Source organism: Nonomuraea sp. NPDC050540, assembly GCF_044457485.1.
Taxonomy (GTDB): domain Bacteria; phylum Actinomycetota; class Actinomycetes; order Streptosporangiales; family Streptosporangiaceae; genus Nonomuraea.
The window spans coordinates 267,492-283,117 of the sequence record NZ_JBITHA010000005.1 but is presented as its reverse complement, the minus strand read 5'-3'; the positions used below and the strand labels follow the sequence as shown (position 1 = coordinate 283,117).

13 protein-coding genes are annotated in these 15,626 nt (G+C 70.7%); 7 read left to right on the top strand and 6 right to left on the bottom strand.

Annotated features, from left to right (window positions below; translation table 11 throughout):
- Positions 1-12: 12 nt before the first annotated feature.
- Positions 13-1,161 carry an ROK family protein gene (locus ACIBI5_RS19245; RefSeq protein WP_397248459.1) on the bottom strand — a complete coding sequence of 383 codons (1,149 nt, stop codon included), beginning with the start codon at positions 1,159-1,161 and terminating at the stop codon, positions 13-15.
- Between the two features lie 142 nt (positions 1,162-1,303).
- On the opposite strand from ACIBI5_RS19245, the gene ACIBI5_RS19240 reads away from it, so the two are divergent.
- The 4 genes from ACIBI5_RS19240 to ACIBI5_RS19225 all read left to right on the top strand — a co-directional run bounded on the left by ACIBI5_RS19240 (position 1,304) and on the right by ACIBI5_RS19225 (position 6,011).
- Positions 1,304-2,647 carry an extracellular solute-binding protein gene (locus tag ACIBI5_RS19240; RefSeq protein WP_397248457.1) on the top strand — a complete coding sequence of 448 codons (1,344 nt, stop codon included), beginning with the start codon at positions 1,304-1,306 and terminating at the stop codon, positions 2,645-2,647.
- Positions 2,648-2,650: 3 nt separating this feature from the next.
- Entirely contained in the window at positions 2,651-3,670 is a 1,020-nt protein-coding gene (locus ACIBI5_RS19235; RefSeq protein ID WP_397248455.1) for a carbohydrate ABC transporter permease, read from the top strand.
- Positions 3,667-4,518 (top strand): carbohydrate ABC transporter permease, encoded by an 852-nt coding sequence (locus ACIBI5_RS19230; RefSeq protein ID WP_397248453.1) that lies wholly within the window; start codon positions 3,667-3,669, stop codon positions 4,516-4,518. Before ACIBI5_RS19235 ends, ACIBI5_RS19230 begins: the two co-directional genes overlap by 4 nt.
- A gap of 74 nt (positions 4,519-4,592) precedes the next feature.
- A complete protein-coding gene (locus ACIBI5_RS19225) occupies positions 4,593-6,011 on the top strand; it encodes a glycoside hydrolase family 3 protein (protein ID WP_397248451.1) in 1,419 nt (472 codons plus the stop codon).
- Between the two features lie 191 nt (positions 6,012-6,202).
- Here ACIBI5_RS19225 and ACIBI5_RS19220 read toward each other — a convergent pair whose 3' ends face one another.
- From ACIBI5_RS19220 to ACIBI5_RS19200, 5 genes are read right to left on the bottom strand one after another with little or no spacing between them, the layout of a single operon-like run.
- A complete protein-coding gene (locus tag ACIBI5_RS19220) occupies positions 6,203-7,279 on the bottom strand; it encodes a 2-oxo acid dehydrogenase subunit E2 (RefSeq protein ID WP_397248449.1) in 1,077 nt (358 codons plus the stop codon).
- Positions 7,272-8,237: an alpha-ketoacid dehydrogenase subunit beta gene (locus ACIBI5_RS19215; protein ID WP_397248447.1), complete on the bottom strand. Its 966-nt coding sequence runs from the start codon at positions 8,235-8,237 to the stop codon at positions 7,272-7,274. Before ACIBI5_RS19215 ends, ACIBI5_RS19220 begins: the two co-directional genes overlap by 8 nt.
- Positions 8,234-9,145 (bottom strand): thiamine pyrophosphate-dependent dehydrogenase E1 component subunit alpha, encoded by a 912-nt coding sequence (locus tag ACIBI5_RS19210; RefSeq protein WP_397248445.1) that lies wholly within the window; start codon positions 9,143-9,145, stop codon positions 8,234-8,236. The genes ACIBI5_RS19215 and ACIBI5_RS19210 overlap by 4 nt, the downstream gene beginning before the upstream one ends.
- Entirely contained in the window at positions 9,142-10,545 is a 1,404-nt protein-coding gene (locus ACIBI5_RS19205; protein WP_397248443.1) for a condensation domain-containing protein, read from the bottom strand. Before ACIBI5_RS19205 ends, ACIBI5_RS19210 begins: the two co-directional genes overlap by 4 nt.
- Positions 10,542-11,945, bottom strand: a complete 1,404-nt coding sequence (locus tag ACIBI5_RS19200) for a class I adenylate-forming enzyme family protein (protein WP_397248441.1) — start codon at positions 11,943-11,945, stop codon at positions 10,542-10,544. Before ACIBI5_RS19200 ends, ACIBI5_RS19205 begins: the two co-directional genes overlap by 4 nt.
- A gap of 203 nt (positions 11,946-12,148) precedes the next feature.
- Here ACIBI5_RS19200 and ACIBI5_RS19195 point away from each other — a divergent pair, with 203 nt between their 5' ends.
- The 3 genes from ACIBI5_RS19195 to ACIBI5_RS19185 are packed head-to-tail and all read left to right on the top strand — an operon-like array spanning position 12,149 to position 15,515.
- Complete coding sequence (locus ACIBI5_RS19195; RefSeq protein ID WP_184966776.1) at positions 12,149-12,385, top strand: acyl carrier protein; 237 nt, start codon at positions 12,149-12,151, stop codon at positions 12,383-12,385.
- Entirely contained in the window at positions 12,382-13,644 is a 1,263-nt protein-coding gene (locus tag ACIBI5_RS19190) for a condensation domain-containing protein (protein WP_397248439.1), read from the top strand. Before ACIBI5_RS19195 ends, ACIBI5_RS19190 begins: the two co-directional genes overlap by 4 nt.
- Positions 13,641-15,515: a N,N-dimethylformamidase beta subunit family domain-containing protein gene (locus ACIBI5_RS19185; RefSeq protein WP_397248437.1), complete on the top strand. Its 1,875-nt coding sequence runs from the start codon at positions 13,641-13,643 to the stop codon at positions 15,513-15,515. Before ACIBI5_RS19190 ends, ACIBI5_RS19185 begins: the two co-directional genes overlap by 4 nt.
- Positions 15,516-15,626: the final 111 nt, after the last annotated feature.

Below are 15,626 nucleotides of genomic sequence, written 5' to 3'. Positions count from 1 at the left end.
GGGCATAAATTCTCACACAGTGTCGGAGAAGACCTGTTCACGGGCCTGCTCCAGCGCGGCCACGAGCGCGCCGCGCAGCACCGGATTGCCGGCCACGCCGGTGGTCACGACGCGGGAGGGCGAGGGGCAGACGCGGGCCACGGCCCGTTCCACCTTGGCCGCCAGGCGGGCTCCGCCCGCGCGGCCGATGTCGCCGCTGAGCACGATCAGCCCCGGGTCGAGGACGACGGCGATGGCGGCGCAGCCGACGGCCAGCCGGGCGGCCACCTCGTCCAGGTAGCGGTCGCCGCCGTTGCGTACCTGGTCGGCGACGGACAGGCCGCTCACCTTGTGGTGCTTGGCCAGGCCCTCAAGCGCCTCGTGGCCGACGAGCCGCTGGAACGAGCCGGACTGCGGGTGGCGGACGTCGGTGGGCAGCGGTTCGCCGGGGACGGGCAGCCAGCCGATCTCGCCCGCGCCGCCGGTGAGGCCGCGGTGCAGCCGTCCCCCGAGCATGACGCCGAGGCCCTGGCCGATACCCGCCCAGATGACCGCGAAGTCTTCGTGCCCGGCGGCGGCGCCGTAGCGGTGCTCGGCCAGCGCGACGAGGTTGACGTCGTTCTCTATCGTCACCGAGGCGCCGAGGGTGTGGCGCAGGCTGGCCAGCACGCCGACGTGCCAGTCGGGCAGGTCGTGGGAGAAGCGCACGTCGCCGGAGCGGGGGTCGACGACGCCACGGGTGCCGATGACGAATGAGCGCAGCTGCGACTGGCTGATGTTGGCCGAAGCACACGCCCGTTGTACGGCAGAGTGCACCGCTTTGACCGGATCCTTGGCGCCCCGCGGATTGACCGTCACCTCGACCACGATTTTACCTGTGATGTCGGCCACACCGACGGTCAGGCTGTCGGGCAGAACTTCCAATCCGGCGACATAGGCGCTCGACGGAACCACGGCGTACAGGGCGGCGTGCGGCCCTCTGCCGCCGGCGCGCTCGCCGACCACCTCCACGAGCCCACGATCTTCCAGTCGGGCGAGGAGCTGGCCTGCGGTTACCTTGGAAAGTCCCGTCTGTTCCCCCAGCTCGGCGCGGGTCAACGGTCCTTGGTAAAGGAGCAGTTCGAGTGCCGATCTGTCGTTCAGCCGGCGCAGCAGCCGCGGGGTTCCCGGGCTTCGGCTCATGAATGCGCCTCCTCTCGTCACGATCGGCTAACGGTCTGTTTCTTTTAATAAAGTTTCTTGTTAGTTTAGCAGCAATCGTTCGGACTGACGATCAGCCAGCCTGGTGCCGACCGTAGGCCAGCACCATGGAAGGGAGAACCCTGTGAGGATCGCGAAGATCACAGCCACTACGGTCACCACAGCCGCTCTGGCTCTTGGCGTGGCCGCCTGTGGAGGCTCCGAGGCGCCGAAGACCTCCGCGGCACCGTCCGAAGGCGCGTCGAGCGCCGCACCGGGCCAGAAGTTCGCGGGTCAGACGCTCACGATGTGGCGTCTGGGCACGCCGAAGGACGTCTCGACCAAGCTCATGAACGACATCAACACCAAGTTCAAGGAGCTCACCGGCGCTGACGTCAAGGTCGAGTTCGTGCCGTGGCCCGACGCCCAGAAGAAGTGGACCACCGCCCTGGCCGCCGGTGAGGGCCCGGACGTGACCGAGTTCGGCAACGACCAGGTCGCCGCCTGGGTCAAGCAGGACGCGCTGCAGGACATCACCGACCTCGCCAAGTCGACCCCCGACTTCCAGTCGATCCCGCAGAACCTGTGGAGCTACGAGACGATCGACGGGAAGATCTACGGCGTTCCGTGGGGCGGCGGCACCCGCGCCGTGCTCTACCGCAAGGACTGGTTCGACGAGCTCAAGATCGAGACTCCGAAGTCCTGGGCCGACATCGTCGCGGCGGCCAAGAAGATCCAGGAGAAGAAGGGCAAGGACGTCGACGGCTTCGCCTTCAACGGCGGCTCCGACGCCAACATGTCCCTCTCCCCGTTCGTGTGGTCGGCAGGTGGCGACTTCGCCGCCTCCGAGGGCGGCAAGTGGGTCGGCAAGCTGACCGAGCCCGGCTTCAAGGAAGGCTTCCAGTTCTACACGGACCTGGTCGCCAAGGACGGCGTGTCCGGCAAGTCCAGGCTCAACCTGAACTCGATCGAGATCGGCCAGCGCTTCGCCGCCAACAAGGTCGGCATGTTCGTGACGGGCGGCTGGGACATCACGACCGTCAAGGAGCAGAGCAAGGGCAAGATCGACGAGTCGAAGATGGCCTTCTTCTCGCTCCCCAACAAGGACGGAAGCGGACCGGCCCCGGCCTTCCAGGGCGGCAACGACATCGCCATCTGGAAGGACACCAAGAACCCCGAGCTCGCGGCCGAGTACATCAAGCTCGCCGCCGGCAAGGAGTTCGGCACCACCTACGCCACCTCGGAGGGCCTGCTCCCGCTCTACCCCGAGGCCCTGGCCAAGCTCGGCGAGGACCCGATGCAGAAGGCGTTCACCGACACCTTCGCGGTCGCCAAGGGCTTCCCGGCCAGCCCCAACTGGGCTGAGGCCAACGACACCAAGGCCGTGCTGCAGAACGCGGCGCGCAAGGTGATCAAGGGCGAGGCGACCGTCGACGAGGCTCTGGCCGCCGCCAACACCGAGCTCGAGTCCATCCTCAACCAGCAGTAAACGATGAGTGATACGTCAACCATCGCCCGAGGCGGAGGTCACCGCGCCTCCGCCTCGGCGCGGCGGGCCAAGCCGCCGCGCCGGCCCAGCGGACTGCCTCCGCGGTTTGTCCCGTACGCCCTGCTCCTGCCCGGCCTATTGGTCATCGCGGTGCTGTTGCTCTATCCGCTGTACCAGATGGTCGACATGTCCTTCCACAAGGTCGGGCTGCGGCAGATCCGGCCGAGGAACCCGCTGCCCGCGGAGTTCGTCGGCGCCGACAACTACACCGCGGCGTTGCAGTCCGACCTTTTCGGCGTGTCCGTCCGCAACACAGTGATCTTCGCGGTCGTCACCGTGGCGCTGACGTTGGTCCTCGGCACCCTTGTCGGGCTGCTCCTGCACAAGCTCGGCCCGAAGATGTCCACCACGGTCATCGTCGGCACCATGGCCGCCTGGGCGGTTCCGCCGACCTCGGCCGCCGTGGTCTGGAAGTGGCTCTTCGACGCCGACGCTGGTGTGGTCAACTGGTTCCTCAACCTGCTGCCCGACTGGTTCTCGCAACTGCTGTTCGGACGCGCGGAGTGGGCGGGCGTGCCGTGGCTGAACGACCCGCTCGACATCTACTTCGTGCTGGTCGTCACCGTGGTGTGGGCGTCGTTCCCCTTCATCGGGGTCTCGATCCTGGCCGGTCTGAAGAGCATCCCGAGCGAGCTGTACGAGGCCGCCCGAGTGGACGGCTCCACCGCCTTCCAGACCTTCAGGAAGATCACCTTCCCGCTGCTGCGGCCGGTCTTCTCGGTCCTGGTCGTGCTCTCCATCATCTGGGACTTCAAGGTCTTCACCCAGTTGTTCATCCTGGCCGGCGGCACCAACATGCCCCGTGAGGCCTTCAACTTCTCGGTGTGGAGCTACATCGAGGCCTTCAGCCCGCCGCCCGACATGGGCCTGGGCTCGGCCATCGCCGTCGTGCTGACCGTGATCCTGCTGCTGATCACGTTCGTGTACGTACGGCAGATCGTGAAGACGGAGGACGTCCGATGAATCCCGTGACCCGCAAGAGGCTCGGCAAGATCGGCCTCAACACGGCCGGCATCGCCGTCTTCCTCTTCGCGATCTTCCCGGTCTACTGGATGATCACGGCTGCCTTCAAGCCCAACGACCAGCTCAACAGCACCTCGTTCATCCCGTTCCCGATGCCGCCGACGCTCGAGCACGTCGAGCGTGCCTTCACCAAGGGCATCAACGGCAACTCCATCTGGACCTACATGATGAACAGCGTGATCGTGTCGGTGAGCACGATCATCATCGGAGCCGTGTTCGCGCTGCTCGCCGCCACCGCGGTCGCGCGCTTCCGGTTCCGCTTCCGGACGAGCTTCCTCATCCTGCTGCTGATCGTGCAGATGGTGCCGTCCGAGGCGCTGCTCATCCCGCTGTTCCTGAACGTGCGCCAGATGGGCCTCTACAACGAACTGCTCGGCCTGATCGTCATCAACGTCGGCCTGACGCTGCCGTTCTCCGTATGGATGCTGCGCACCTTCGTGGCCGCCGTCCCGAAGGAGCTGGAGGAGGCGTCCTGGATCGACGGCGCCAGCCGTTTCACCACCTTCTGGCGGGTCCTGTTCCCGCTGGTCGCGCCGGGCCTGGTGGCCACGAGCATCTTCTCGTTCATCACGGCCTGGAACGAGTTCGTCTTCGCGCTCACGCTGATCGAGGACTCCAGCAAGTTCACGATGCCCAGGGCGCTGTCGTTCTTCGTCGGACAGCGCTCGACGGACTGGGGCGGCATCATGGCCGCGTCGACACTGATGACGATCCCGGTCCTGATCTTCTTCCTGCTGGTGCAACGCCGTATGGTCTCCGGCCTGGTGGCCGGGGCCGTCAAGGGCTAGCACCCCGCAAGCGGCTCGCGCCGCCCGCCGTACAGGCCGCGGCGCGAGCTCACCAACCTCTGTGATGAGGAGATATGAGTCAGAGTGATCGGGGGCTGCGCCGCCTGGCGGCCGGCACATTGCTCGTCGCCTTCCAAGGCACCACCGCGCCCGACTGGGTGCTGAGGGAGCTGGAGCAAGGCCTCGGCGGCGTCACGCTCTTCGGTTTCAACGTCGGCAACCCCGCCCAGGTGGCGGAGCTGACCGGCACCCTGCGGGCGGCCGGGGAGCCCGTCATCTCGCTGGACGAGGAGGGCGGCGACGTCACCCGTCTCGCCTACCACGTCGGCAGCCCCTACCCGGGCAACGCCGCTCTGGGCGCGGTGGACGACGTCGAGCTGACGCACCGGGTCTACCGGGCGATCGGCTCGGAACTCGCCGCCTGCGGGATCAACCTGGACATGGCCCCCGACGCCGACGTCAACACCGCCGACGACAACCCCGTCATCGGCACCCGCTCGTTCGGCAGCGACACCGCGCTGGTGGCCCGCCACACCGTGGCCGCCGTACGCGGCCTGCAGTCGGTGAACGTGGCCGCCTGCGTCAAGCACTTCCCCGGCCACGGCGCGACCCGCATGGACTCGCACCTGGCCATCCCCATCGTGGACGTCACCATGGACGTCCTGTACGAACGCGAGCTCGCACCCTTCCAGGCGGCCATCCAGGCAGGCGCCAAGTCCATCATGACCGCGCACGTCGCGGTGCCCGCGCTCACCGGCGACACCCCCGCCACCCTGTCCGCCGCCGCGCTGAGCGTGCTGCTCCGTCAGGAGCTCGGCTACGACGGCGTCGTCGTCTCCGACGCCCTCGACATGCACGCGATCACCAAGAGCGTGGGCCTGGCGGGGGGCGCCGCGCGCTCGCTGGCCGCCGGGGCGGACATGCTGTGCCTGGGCCCCGTCCCCGGCTACGACGACGTCCAGCGCGTCATCGCCGAGATCGCCGCCACCGTGCCGGTCGAGCGGCTGGAGGAGTCCGCGGCCCGGGTGGCCGCGCTGCGCGAGTGGTTCGGCTCCGGCACCGCCCCCACAGCCGAGCTGAACGTGGTCGGCCTGGCCGCCGCGCGCCGCGCGGTCCGCCTGACCGGCGCCACGAACCCGCTCACCAACCCCCTCGTGGTCGAACTCGACACGCCGCCCACGATCGCCGTCGGCGACGTGCCGTGGGGCCTGGAACTGCCCGAGGCGGAGACGGTCAGGCTGAAGCCCGACGACGCGGACCCGCTGGGGATCTTGGAACGCGCCAGAGGCCGCTCGCTCATCGTCGTCGTCAAGGACGCCCATCGGCACACGGCCAGCCGGCGCCTCGTCACCATGCTGGTAACCGCCCGGCCCGACACCACGGTGATCGAGATGGGCCTGCCCGTGTGGCAGCCCGAGAGTGCCGCCTACATCGCCACGTATGGCGCGGCCAGGGCCAACGCGATGGCCGCCGTCGAACTCCTCACCGCCTGACACCCGGTCCTGGGCTGACCGCGAGTGGGATGACAACCCGTGGGATGACCCAGCGCCGGCGCGACGACCGACTCCGTGGCGCCCTGAAGGGTCAACGGCCCGTAGGTCGGCGTTCAGGCGGCGGCTTCACACGCACCGCCTGAACGCCTGCCCTCCGGGCCCGAACCCCTGGGCCCGGGGACCTTGGCCCGCTACGCGAGCGTCCCGCCCGTCCAGCCGGTCACGGCCGTCCGTAACGCGGCGAGGAACAGCGAGGCGTCCCGGCCGTTGATGAGCCGGTGGTCGTAGGCCAGCCCGATCAGCGCCGGAGCCCCGTCGGCCGGTGAGGTCACGGCCAGCGCGCCGGCCGTGCCGGGGAAGACGAACGGGATCGCCATCTCGACCTCCCCCTCGGTGTGCAGGGTCACGACGAAGTTGGCGCCGGTGAGGTCGGACTCCTTGAAGTCGCCGGTCGTGGCGGCCAGCCGGTGCTTCATGAGCGTGCCCGCGAGGTCCTTGAGGGTACGGCCGGCCGCGTCGTGCACCACCGGCACGTACAGGCCCTCCCCCAGGTCCACCGTCACCCCGATGTCCGGCGTGGCGGACAGAACCGCATGGTTGCCATCAAGCCTGGCGAAGAACAGCGGGAACTCCCCGTGCAGCCCCGCGACCGCCTGGACGAAGATCTCGGCCACGCCCACGGGCCGCCGGACCTCCTTGGTCAGGGCGCTGGCTCGCTCCAGCGCGGGCGTCAGGTTCATGCGCACCGCGACGTAGGCGGCCGGGATGGTCTGGTGGGACAGCTCCACGGCCCTGGCGACGGCACGTTGCACGCGGGGCAGTTCGCGCCGGTCCGCCTGGGTCAGCAGGCGTTCCACGTCGGCCCGCCGTACCAGATGCACGCCTAGACTCGCGACCTGCTCGGGCGTGATGCCGTGCTGGTCGATGAGGACCTGGGCGGGCGCGGTCACCAACGGCCCGGAGCCCGCGGAGGGCATGGCGGGCGGGGAAGGCTCGGCGGTGGAGCGCGCGGAATCCAACGTGGGGGCCGCGGCGGGGTCGGAGCCGATGGTGGCGATGACCTCGTCGGGGCGGCACCAGGCGCCGGCCTTCATCGCGTGGCGCAGGACGCCGGTGGTGTCGGCGGGGAGTTCCTCGGTCGCCTTGGAGGTCTCCACGAGCACGACCGCGTCGTCCTCGTGCACCTCGGTCCCGTCGGGAACCAGCCACTCGACGATCATGTACTCGGTGTCGTTGTTGTTCAGCTTGGGCACGCGCAGCTCAGCCACGGATGACCTCTCTGATGACGCGGTGGATCACGGTCTCGTCCACGACCACTTCGCGCTCCAGGTGGGCGGCGGTGGGGATGACGGAGTCCGCGGAGTGGACGAGCGTCACCGGGCCGGCCAGCCGGTCCCAGTGCCGCCGGTGGACGGCGTGGGCGACCTCGGCCCCCCAGGTGCCGCCCGCGGTGCTCTCCTCGACGACGAAGACGTGCGGCGCGGCGGGCACGTCGACGTCGAACGGGTAGAGGCGCGAGGGGACCAGCAGGGTGCAGGAGATCTCCTCTTCCATCAACAGCGAGTGCATGGCGGCCAGCGCCCGGTGGGCCATACCGCCGGGTGCGACGATCACGCAGTCGGGCCGGGTGTCGAGGGAGACGCGGGCGACGCCACCGGTGTTCTCGACGGTGAAGGGGGGCCGCACGGTGTGCATGGGGCGGGTGTAGAGGACCTTGTCCTCGAACAGGACGCACGGCTCCTCGCGGGCCAGCATCTCCTGGAGGACGGCGAGGTTGTCGTGCAGGTGCGACATCTCGTACAGGGCGAGGCCGGGGATGCCGACGAAGTGCTTCTGCAGGCTCTGGCTGTGGGTGGGGCCGTAGCCTCTGCCGCCGCCGACGGGGCAGCGCACGATCATGCGCATGGGTACGCGGGAGCCGTACATGGAGACGGACTTCGAGGCGAAGTTGAGCAGTTGGTCGAAGGCGAGTGCGGCGAAGTCGCCGAACATGACCTCCACGATGGCGCTGTCGCCGCACAGGGCCAGGCCGGCGGCGACGCCGGTGATCGCGCTCTCGCTGATCGGGGTGGCCAGCACGCGGCCGGGGTGGCGGGTGGACAGGCCGCGGGTGACCTTGAAGGCGCCGCCGTAGGGGTCGAGGACGTCCTCGCCGAGCAGGTACAGGTCCTGGCGGGTGTCCATGAGGGTGTGGAGGGCGGTGTTGAGGTTCTCTGCGACTCTCATGGGCGCGCCCATCGGGACGGCGGACGGGCGACGACGTCGGCGGCGACGGCCTCGACACGGGCGCGGGCGGCCTGGTCGAGGCGTTCTGCCTGCTCGGGGTGGGCGGCGGCGTAGAGGGTGCGCCAGTCGCGCAGTTCGCTCAGAACCTCGGGCGGACGGGTGTCGTCGCCCTTGCTGTGCGGGCCGATCCGATGGGTGGCGAACTCCGCGATCAGCGGGTCGCCCTGCCGTACCCGCGCGATCAGCGGTTCCAGCGCGGTGCGGATGCCCTGCAGCTCGAAGCCCTCCACCAGGTGGTGGCCGATGCCGAAGGCGGCGGCCCGGCCGGCGATCGTGCCGGCCAGGTGCGAGGCGATCGGGGTGGACTGGGCGATGCCGTTGTTCTCGACCACGACGAGGACGGGCAGCCGCCAGAGCGCGATGATGTTGAGCGCCTCGTAGACGGCTCCTTCGCCGAAGGTGCCGTCGCCGATGTAGACGAGCGCGAGCGCGCCGGAGCCCGCCCGCGCGAGGTGCAGGGCGACACCGGCGGCGACGGGCAGGCTCTCGCCCTGGACGCCGGTGGACAGGTAGCCGTCGCGGCGGATGTGCTGGCTGCCGCCGACGCCCGCGCAGACCGCGCCTTCGCGGCCCATGATCTCGGCCAGCAGCCCTTCGAGGTCGCCGAAGCGGGCCAGGTAGTGGCCGTGGCCGCGATGGTTGCTGAAGACGTGGTCGCCGGGGGTGAGCAGCGGGCGCAGGGCCACGGGCACGTACTCCTGGCCGAGGCAGGTGTGCGTGGTGCCGTTGAGCAGGCCCTGGGAGAACAGGTCGAGCAGCTTCAGCTCGAACGCCCTGATCTCCAGCATGAGGGACAGGTCCGCGTCGTCGAGCTTCGGCACCATCGCCCGGTCGAGCGTGGTGGTCATCGGCGCATCACCTCGACGAGCCCGGCGATGGTCGGGTTGTCGAAGAAGTCGTCCAGCTCGATCTCGACGCCGAGGCGCTTGCGGACGCGGGCGATGATCTGGGTGATGGTCAGCGAGTGCCCGCCGAGGTCGAAGATGTCGTCGTGCGGCTCCACCGGCGAGAACTTGAGCACCTCCTCCCAGATCGCGGTGATCTCCGCGAGCAGCGGGTCGCCGGGCGTGGCCTCGGCGGCGGCCTGCCTGGACTCCTCGGGCGCGGCGGTGGCCAGGTCGTGGAAGGGGGTCAGTTCCTTCAGGGGGCGGCCGGGCTCGATGCGGGCCAGGAGCGCCTGGAGGTCGGCGGCGACGCGGCCGGGGTCGGGCAGTTCCCGCGGGTCGTGGCGCAGGCTGGCGGTCAGGCCCTCGGGGCCGTCGAGGAGCTGGAGCTGCAGGGCGCCGCGTACGGCCTCGTTGAAGGCCAGCCACTCGACCTGCCAGCCGGGGATCTCGGGTCCGGCCTTGCGGTAGCTGACGCTGACGGGGGCCAGCGACGCGTGTGGCCTGATCCCCGGTACGGCACGCGCCACGGGCACCTCGCGGAAGCCGTACACGAGACGCAGCTCGGCACGCAGCCCGGCGGCGAAGTCCCCGAACGTCGTGTCGGGAGACGGTTCGCCGAAGACCGGCACCTCGTTGACGAACGCCCCGATCCGTCCGGTCTCGGCGGGCGTGCGGGTGGACAGGTCGACCGCGGTCACGACGTGCTCGTTGCCATAGGAGCGCAGCAGCGTGTGCAGAGCCGCCAGGACGACCTCGAACCTGGTCAGGCCGGGCAGCTCCGGCGGTTCCAGCGTGAACTCCAGCACGCCGCCCTCGCCCGCGCGGCGCGAGCGCAGCCGTCCACCGGGCACCGCCACCTCGCCCGGCTCCCGCCAGCGCGCCGACCAGAACGCCTTGGCGTCCTCCAACTGGGCGGCCACGCGCTCGCGCTGGGCGGCGGCGACGTCGAACGCCGGCAAGGAGGCGGGCTCGCGGCCCTCGTAGAACGCGGCGAGGTCGGCGACCAGCACGTCCTTGGACTGGCCGTCGAAGACCAGGTGGTGGGCGAGGACCAGGAGGCGGTCACCGGCCAGCGTGAAGCGGATCAGCGGCCCCTTCTCCAGGTCGAAGGGCCCGTCGACGGGCTGCGCGTCGAGCGCGGGCCGCAGGGCCGCGGGGATCAGGTGGGGCACGCCGGAGCGTTCCTCGACGGCGCAGGCCAGCAGCGGATGCCGTTCCACGAGCCTGGTCACGGCGGCGGCCAGGCGCTCGCGGTCGGGCGGAGTGGCGAAGCGGACGGTCAAGGGCATGTGGTAAGCCGACCCGGCGCCCATGGTTTCCATGATCCACATGCCGTGCTGGGTGAAGGTCGCTTCGGTCATCTAACAACCTCTCGAAGTGCGTGTTTGTCCACTTTGCCGTTGTGGTTGCGCGGCAGAGCGTCGAGGGAGATGAGGCGGACGGGCAGTTCGTGGGGAGCCAGGCGCTCCTTGAGGAAGATCCGCAGCTCCTCGTGGGTCACCGGGCCGACGACGGCGACCGCGACGGCCTTGCCGAGCGTCGGGTGCGCCACGTCGAAGGCGGCAGCCTCGGTGACGTCGGGGTGCTGGTAGACGGCGTCCTCGACGTGGATGGTGGAGACCTTGTAGGCGCCGGACTTGATGACGTCGCTCTCGCGGTCGACCAGGTAGAGGTAGCCGTCCTCGTCGAGGTAGCCGAGGTCGCCCATGCGGACCCAGCCGGCGCGGAAGACCTCGCCGGTGGCCGCGGCGTCGCCGTAGTAGGCGCGGACCGCGGCGGGCGAGCGCATCCAGACCTCGCCCGTGGTGCCGGCCGGCAGGGGTTCGCCCTGCGCTGTGGCGATCTTCACGGCGCCGCCCGAGGCCGGTCGGCCCACGCTGGACGGTCGGTCGGGGTCGAAGATCATGACGGTCTGGGCGGGCGCGGCCTCGGTCGAGGTGTAGTAGTTGGTGATCGTGGCGTGGGGGAAGGCGTCGCCGAGCCCCACGGCGATCTTGGCGGGCAGCGGCGCGGCGGCCGAGCCGAGCAGCAGCACGCTCGACAGGTCGTGGCGCTCGTGCACGCGGGCGGCGAGCATCTCGATGGCCATGGCGGGGACCACGAAGACCGTGCCGGCCTCGTAGTGCTGGATGAGCTGGGCGAAGCGGCCGGGTGTGAAGCGGGGCAGCGTCACCGTCTCGGGGTGCGCGTCCACCGCGTTGACCAGCATCCACTGACCGGCGTTGGTGCCGATCGGGAAGGCGTGGGCCAGGTGCTTGCTGTGGGCGAAGGGGCGGCGCCGGCCGCCGCAGCCGTGGGCGAGGTTGGCGTGGGTGGCGGAGACGCCCTTGGGGCGCCCTGTGGTTCCGGAGGTGTAGAGGATTTGGGCGAGGGACCCGGGCGCGGGCAGCGACGGCGCGGCCGCGGCGGCCAGGACGTGCGGGACCTCACCCGGGCGTAAGACCGCGCTCGCGCCGCAGTGGGCGAGCATCGCGTCGATGTCGGCCCGCGCGAGCCGGTCGGACAGTGGTACGGCCACGCCGCCCGCCTTCACCGCCCCGAAGAAGGCGACGGCGTAGTCGAGCCAGTCGCCATTGCCATAGACCAGCCCCACCCGGTCACCCTCGCGGACTCCCCGTTCGACCAGCGCGGCGGCCAGGTCGGTCGACCTGGTCTCCCACTCACCGAAGGTCAGCGAGCCCGTGCCGTGGACGGTCATCGCCACGCGACCGGGGTCCGCGGCGGCTCGCGCGCGGAGAAGGGATGGAAGCGTCACGCTCACGATCGCCCCCAGGCTCGGACGTCTTTCTATTAGGAAAGTTTCCTTTTATTTCAACGAGCGCCAGTCTCGCACGCTGCCGCGACGGAGACAAGCCCCGAACCCCTTGCACTGCTGGCCTTGCGGTCTTCGGAAGATCCATGGAACACTCAACAGTAAAGAATCTTTCCAGTAAGGTGCTCTCCATCCAGGAGGCCGGGCAAGTGATGATCAAGGAAAGACTCGCCGAGCTCGTCGCGGAGTCGTCCGACGGTGAGATCAGCGCCCAGGAGGCGCTGACGGCGGGAGTACCGCTCAGCGCGCTCGGACTCACCTCCATCGCGCAGTTACGCCTGATCGACGCGATCGAGTCGGAGTTCGGCGTCGAGATCGACCTCACCGACGAGGGCGTGGCGCTGCTCGACGACCTCGACGCGCTGGCCGGGCGGCTGGCCGCGCGATGAGCGCCGACTTCGCCGCGCGCGACTCGGGCACGGCGCCGCTGACCTGGGGGCAGCGTGCGATCTGGGAGGCGATCCAGCGCACCGCCCCCGACGACCACTACTTCAACTTCGGCCGGGTGCTCAAGGTGCCGGGCCGGCGCTCGGCCGCCGAGGTCACGAGCGCGCTGGGCGCTCTGGTGGAACGGCACGGCGCCCTGCGCACCCGCCTCGGCGACCGGGCCGAGCAACGGCTCTTCGCCAAGGGCGGCCTGCCCGTCGAGGTCGTCGAGGGCGACCCGGGCAAAGTGCTGGACGACCTGGCCGCCACCCGGTTCGACTACTCCGCCGAGTGGCCGCTGCGCGTCGCGCTCGTGGCCGACGGCGACGCGGTCACCCACGCGGTGCTGGTCTTCTGTCACCTCGCCGCCGACGGGATCGGCGCCGAGATCGCCGTCCGCGACCTGCGCGCGCTGATCCTGCGCGGCCACGTGGCCGGGTCCCGCGCCCCGCAGCCGCTCGAACTGGCCCGCTGGCAGGGCGGCGCCGAAGGCCGCCGGGTCGCCGAAGCGGCCGCCGCGCACTGGGCGGAGGAGCACCACCGCGCGCCCGCCACGATGTTCGCCGAGCCGGGCGGCGAGACGAGCACGCCGCCCATCTGGCGGGCGATGCTCCGCTCCCCCGCGCTGGGCCTGGCCGTCCGCGCGATCGCGTACGCCCGGCACACCTCCACCTCGACCGTCCTGCTGGCCGCCACCGCCCAGCTCGCCGGCCGGCACTCCGGCCACGACACCTGCGCGATGCTGCCCATCGTGGCCAACCGCTTCCGCCGCGACAGCCTGGGCATCGTCAGCACGCTCTCCCAGGAGGGCCTGTTCACGCTGGACGTGAGCGGCGAGTTCACCGACGTGCTGAGCGCCGCGGGACCCGCCGCGATGCGCGCCTACCGCTCCGCCTACCACGACCCCGCTGACCGGGCGCGCGTGGTCGCCGCCGAGAGCGAGCGCAGGGGCGAACCCGTCCACCCCAACTGCTGCTTCAACGACATGCGCCTGGCCGACCCGGGCCCCGCGCCCTGCTCGGCAGCCGAACTCGACAAGGCGCTGGAGGACAGCGCGCTGGAGTGGCCGATGAGCCAGGACATGCTCAACTGCAGGTTCTGCGTGCACGTGACCGGCGAGGGCGTCTCGCTGACCGCCGACACCCGCTACCTGCCGCGCCCCGCCATGGAGCGCTACCTGCTGGACCTGGAGTCCCTGCTCGTCGAGACGGCCCGCCGATGACCGTCAGCGCCTACGCAGCCGCCACATCCTGCGAGCAGGGGTCCTCACTGCGGTTCACGCTCTCCGCGCCCGCCGGCGTCGAGGTCGCCGACGTCGCCGACGAGCGCGTCCTCTTCTCCGGTACGGCCACGCGCGACTGGAAGCTGGAGATCGGCGCGGACTGGCCCAGCTCCCTCTACCGGGCCCGGTTCGGCGCCGAGATCCCCTGGCCGCAGAGCCTGCCGGGCGGGCGTCCCTGCCCCGACAACGAGGTCTACTTCGTCGTACGGCAAGCCGTCGCGACGTCCCCGATCCTGGTCAGCCTGCCGTTCACCACCTGGCAGGCGTACAACAGGTCCGGCGTGCCCGGCGAGGGCGTCTACTGGACCGAGTCCCCGCACCGGGCCGCCAGGGTCAGCTTCGACCGCCCCGGCGTCGGCCCCTCCCCCGAACGCTGGGAGCAGGGCATGCTGCGCTGGCTGCGCCCGGCCGGCTACGACGTGGCGTTCTGCTCCAACCTGGACCTGCATGACGGGCTCGACCTGCTGACCCGCCACCGCGTGCTCGTGGTGAACGGCCACGACGAGTACTGGACGGCCGGCATGCGCGACGCCGTCGAGGAGTTCGTCCGCCTGGGCGGCAACGTCGCCTTCTTCGCCGGCAACACCGCGTGGTGGCAGATCCGGCTGGAGGACGGCGGGCGGACCATGGTCTGCCACCGGGACGCCATCGCCGACCCGGTCGCCGATCCGCGCCTGGCCACGGTGGAGTGGTCGGCCGCCGGCCGTCCGGAGAACTCCCTGACCGGCGTCAGCTTCCGTGCCGGGGCGGGGACGTGGGGACCGTACATGCCGCGCATGCTGGAGGAGTCCTACACGGCGCGCTTCGCCTCGCACTGGGTCTTCGAGGGGACCGGGCTGACCGACGGGGACGAGTTCGGGCGGGGCTGCCTGGGCTACGAGACCGACGCGGCCGAGTTCGAGGAGGTGGGCGGGGTGCCGCGGGTGACCGCACGGGACGGCACGCCAGCCTCGTTCGTCGTGCTGGCCACCGCCGACCTGCGCCACTGGGCCTCCTACGGCCAGGGCGGCATGGCCACCATGGGCGTCTTCACCAGCGGTCTCGGCCAGGTCTTCACCGCGGCCACCGTCAACTGGGGCAACACGCTGCACGACCCGGTCGTCGAGCGCATCACCAGAAACGTCATCGACCGCTTCTCCGCCGAGGAGAGCGAGCGGTGGGAGGTCATCGGCCCGAGCGCCGACCTGCGGGCGATGGCCGTGTTCGGCCGCACCCTGTACGCGGCGGGAGCAGGCGGCAGGCTCCTGAGACGCGAGCTGTGCGGCCAGAACCTGCCCTGGGCCGCCACCGCCGCCACCGCCGACCTCCGCGGCCTGGCGGTTCCCAGGGAGGCCGCCGGCGGCCGCGGCGTCGCCCTCTACGGCGTCTCCGCCGAGGGCCGCCTCCTGCAACTCGACGGCACCGGTACGGCCTGGCTCGACCTGGCCCCGGCCCCGGAGAACCCCGTGGGCCTGGCCATAGCCGACTGCGCCTTCTACGTGGCCACCGCCACCGGCGAGCTGTGGCGCCAGCCCTTCGGATCCTCCGGATGGGAGCCGGCCGGATCCTCGGGCGGCGCCGTCAGCCTCGGCGGGATGAACGGGCGCCTGTTCGCGGTGGACGAGCGCGGCCTGCTGCTGACCATGCTGCCCGGAGGCGCGTGGGAGGAGCACGGGCTGGAGGTCCCCGGCACCGTCCTGACGGCCCATGCGGGGCTGCTCGTCGCGGGCGGCCCCGGCCTGCCGCTGCGCCGGCGCCCGCTCAGGAACATCGGGAAACAGCGAGAACCCGGCGACAGAACCGCCAGACATGGCGAGAGCCCGGCGACATGAACCGCCGGACATAGCGGAAGCCGGCCTGAATGCCGGACATAGCGGGAGCCGGCGGTAAGAACCGCCGGCTCCCGGGTGCTCAGGCAGGGTGTGTTACCACCACCACCCTCC

Coding starts and splice junctions, on each gene's coding strand:
- ACIBI5_RS19230 (WP_397248453.1), top strand. CDS start 3,667: ATGAATCCCGTGACCCGCAAGAGGCTCGGCAAGATCGGCCTCAACACG.
- ACIBI5_RS19245 (WP_397248459.1), bottom strand. CDS start 1,161: ATGAGCCGAAGCCCGGGAACCCCGCGGCTGCTGCGCCGGCTGAACGAC.
- ACIBI5_RS19215 (WP_397248447.1), bottom strand. CDS start 8,237: ATGAGAGTCGCAGAGAACCTCAACACCGCCCTCCACACCCTCATGGAC.
- ACIBI5_RS19210 (WP_397248445.1), bottom strand. CDS start 9,145: ATGACCACCACGCTCGACCGGGCGATGGTGCCGAAGCTCGACGACGCG.
- ACIBI5_RS19190 (WP_397248439.1), top strand. CDS start 12,382: ATGAGCGCCGACTTCGCCGCGCGCGACTCGGGCACGGCGCCGCTGACC.
- ACIBI5_RS19205 (WP_397248443.1), bottom strand. CDS start 10,545: ATGACCGAAGCGACCTTCACCCAGCACGGCATGTGGATCATGGAAACC.
- ACIBI5_RS19225 (WP_397248451.1), top strand. CDS start 4,593: ATGAGTCAGAGTGATCGGGGGCTGCGCCGCCTGGCGGCCGGCACATTG.
- ACIBI5_RS19185 (WP_397248437.1), top strand. CDS start 13,641: ATGACCGTCAGCGCCTACGCAGCCGCCACATCCTGCGAGCAGGGGTCC.
- ACIBI5_RS19195 (WP_184966776.1), top strand. CDS start 12,149: ATGATCAAGGAAAGACTCGCCGAGCTCGTCGCGGAGTCGTCCGACGGT.
- ACIBI5_RS19235 (WP_397248455.1), top strand. CDS start 2,651: ATGAGTGATACGTCAACCATCGCCCGAGGCGGAGGTCACCGCGCCTCC.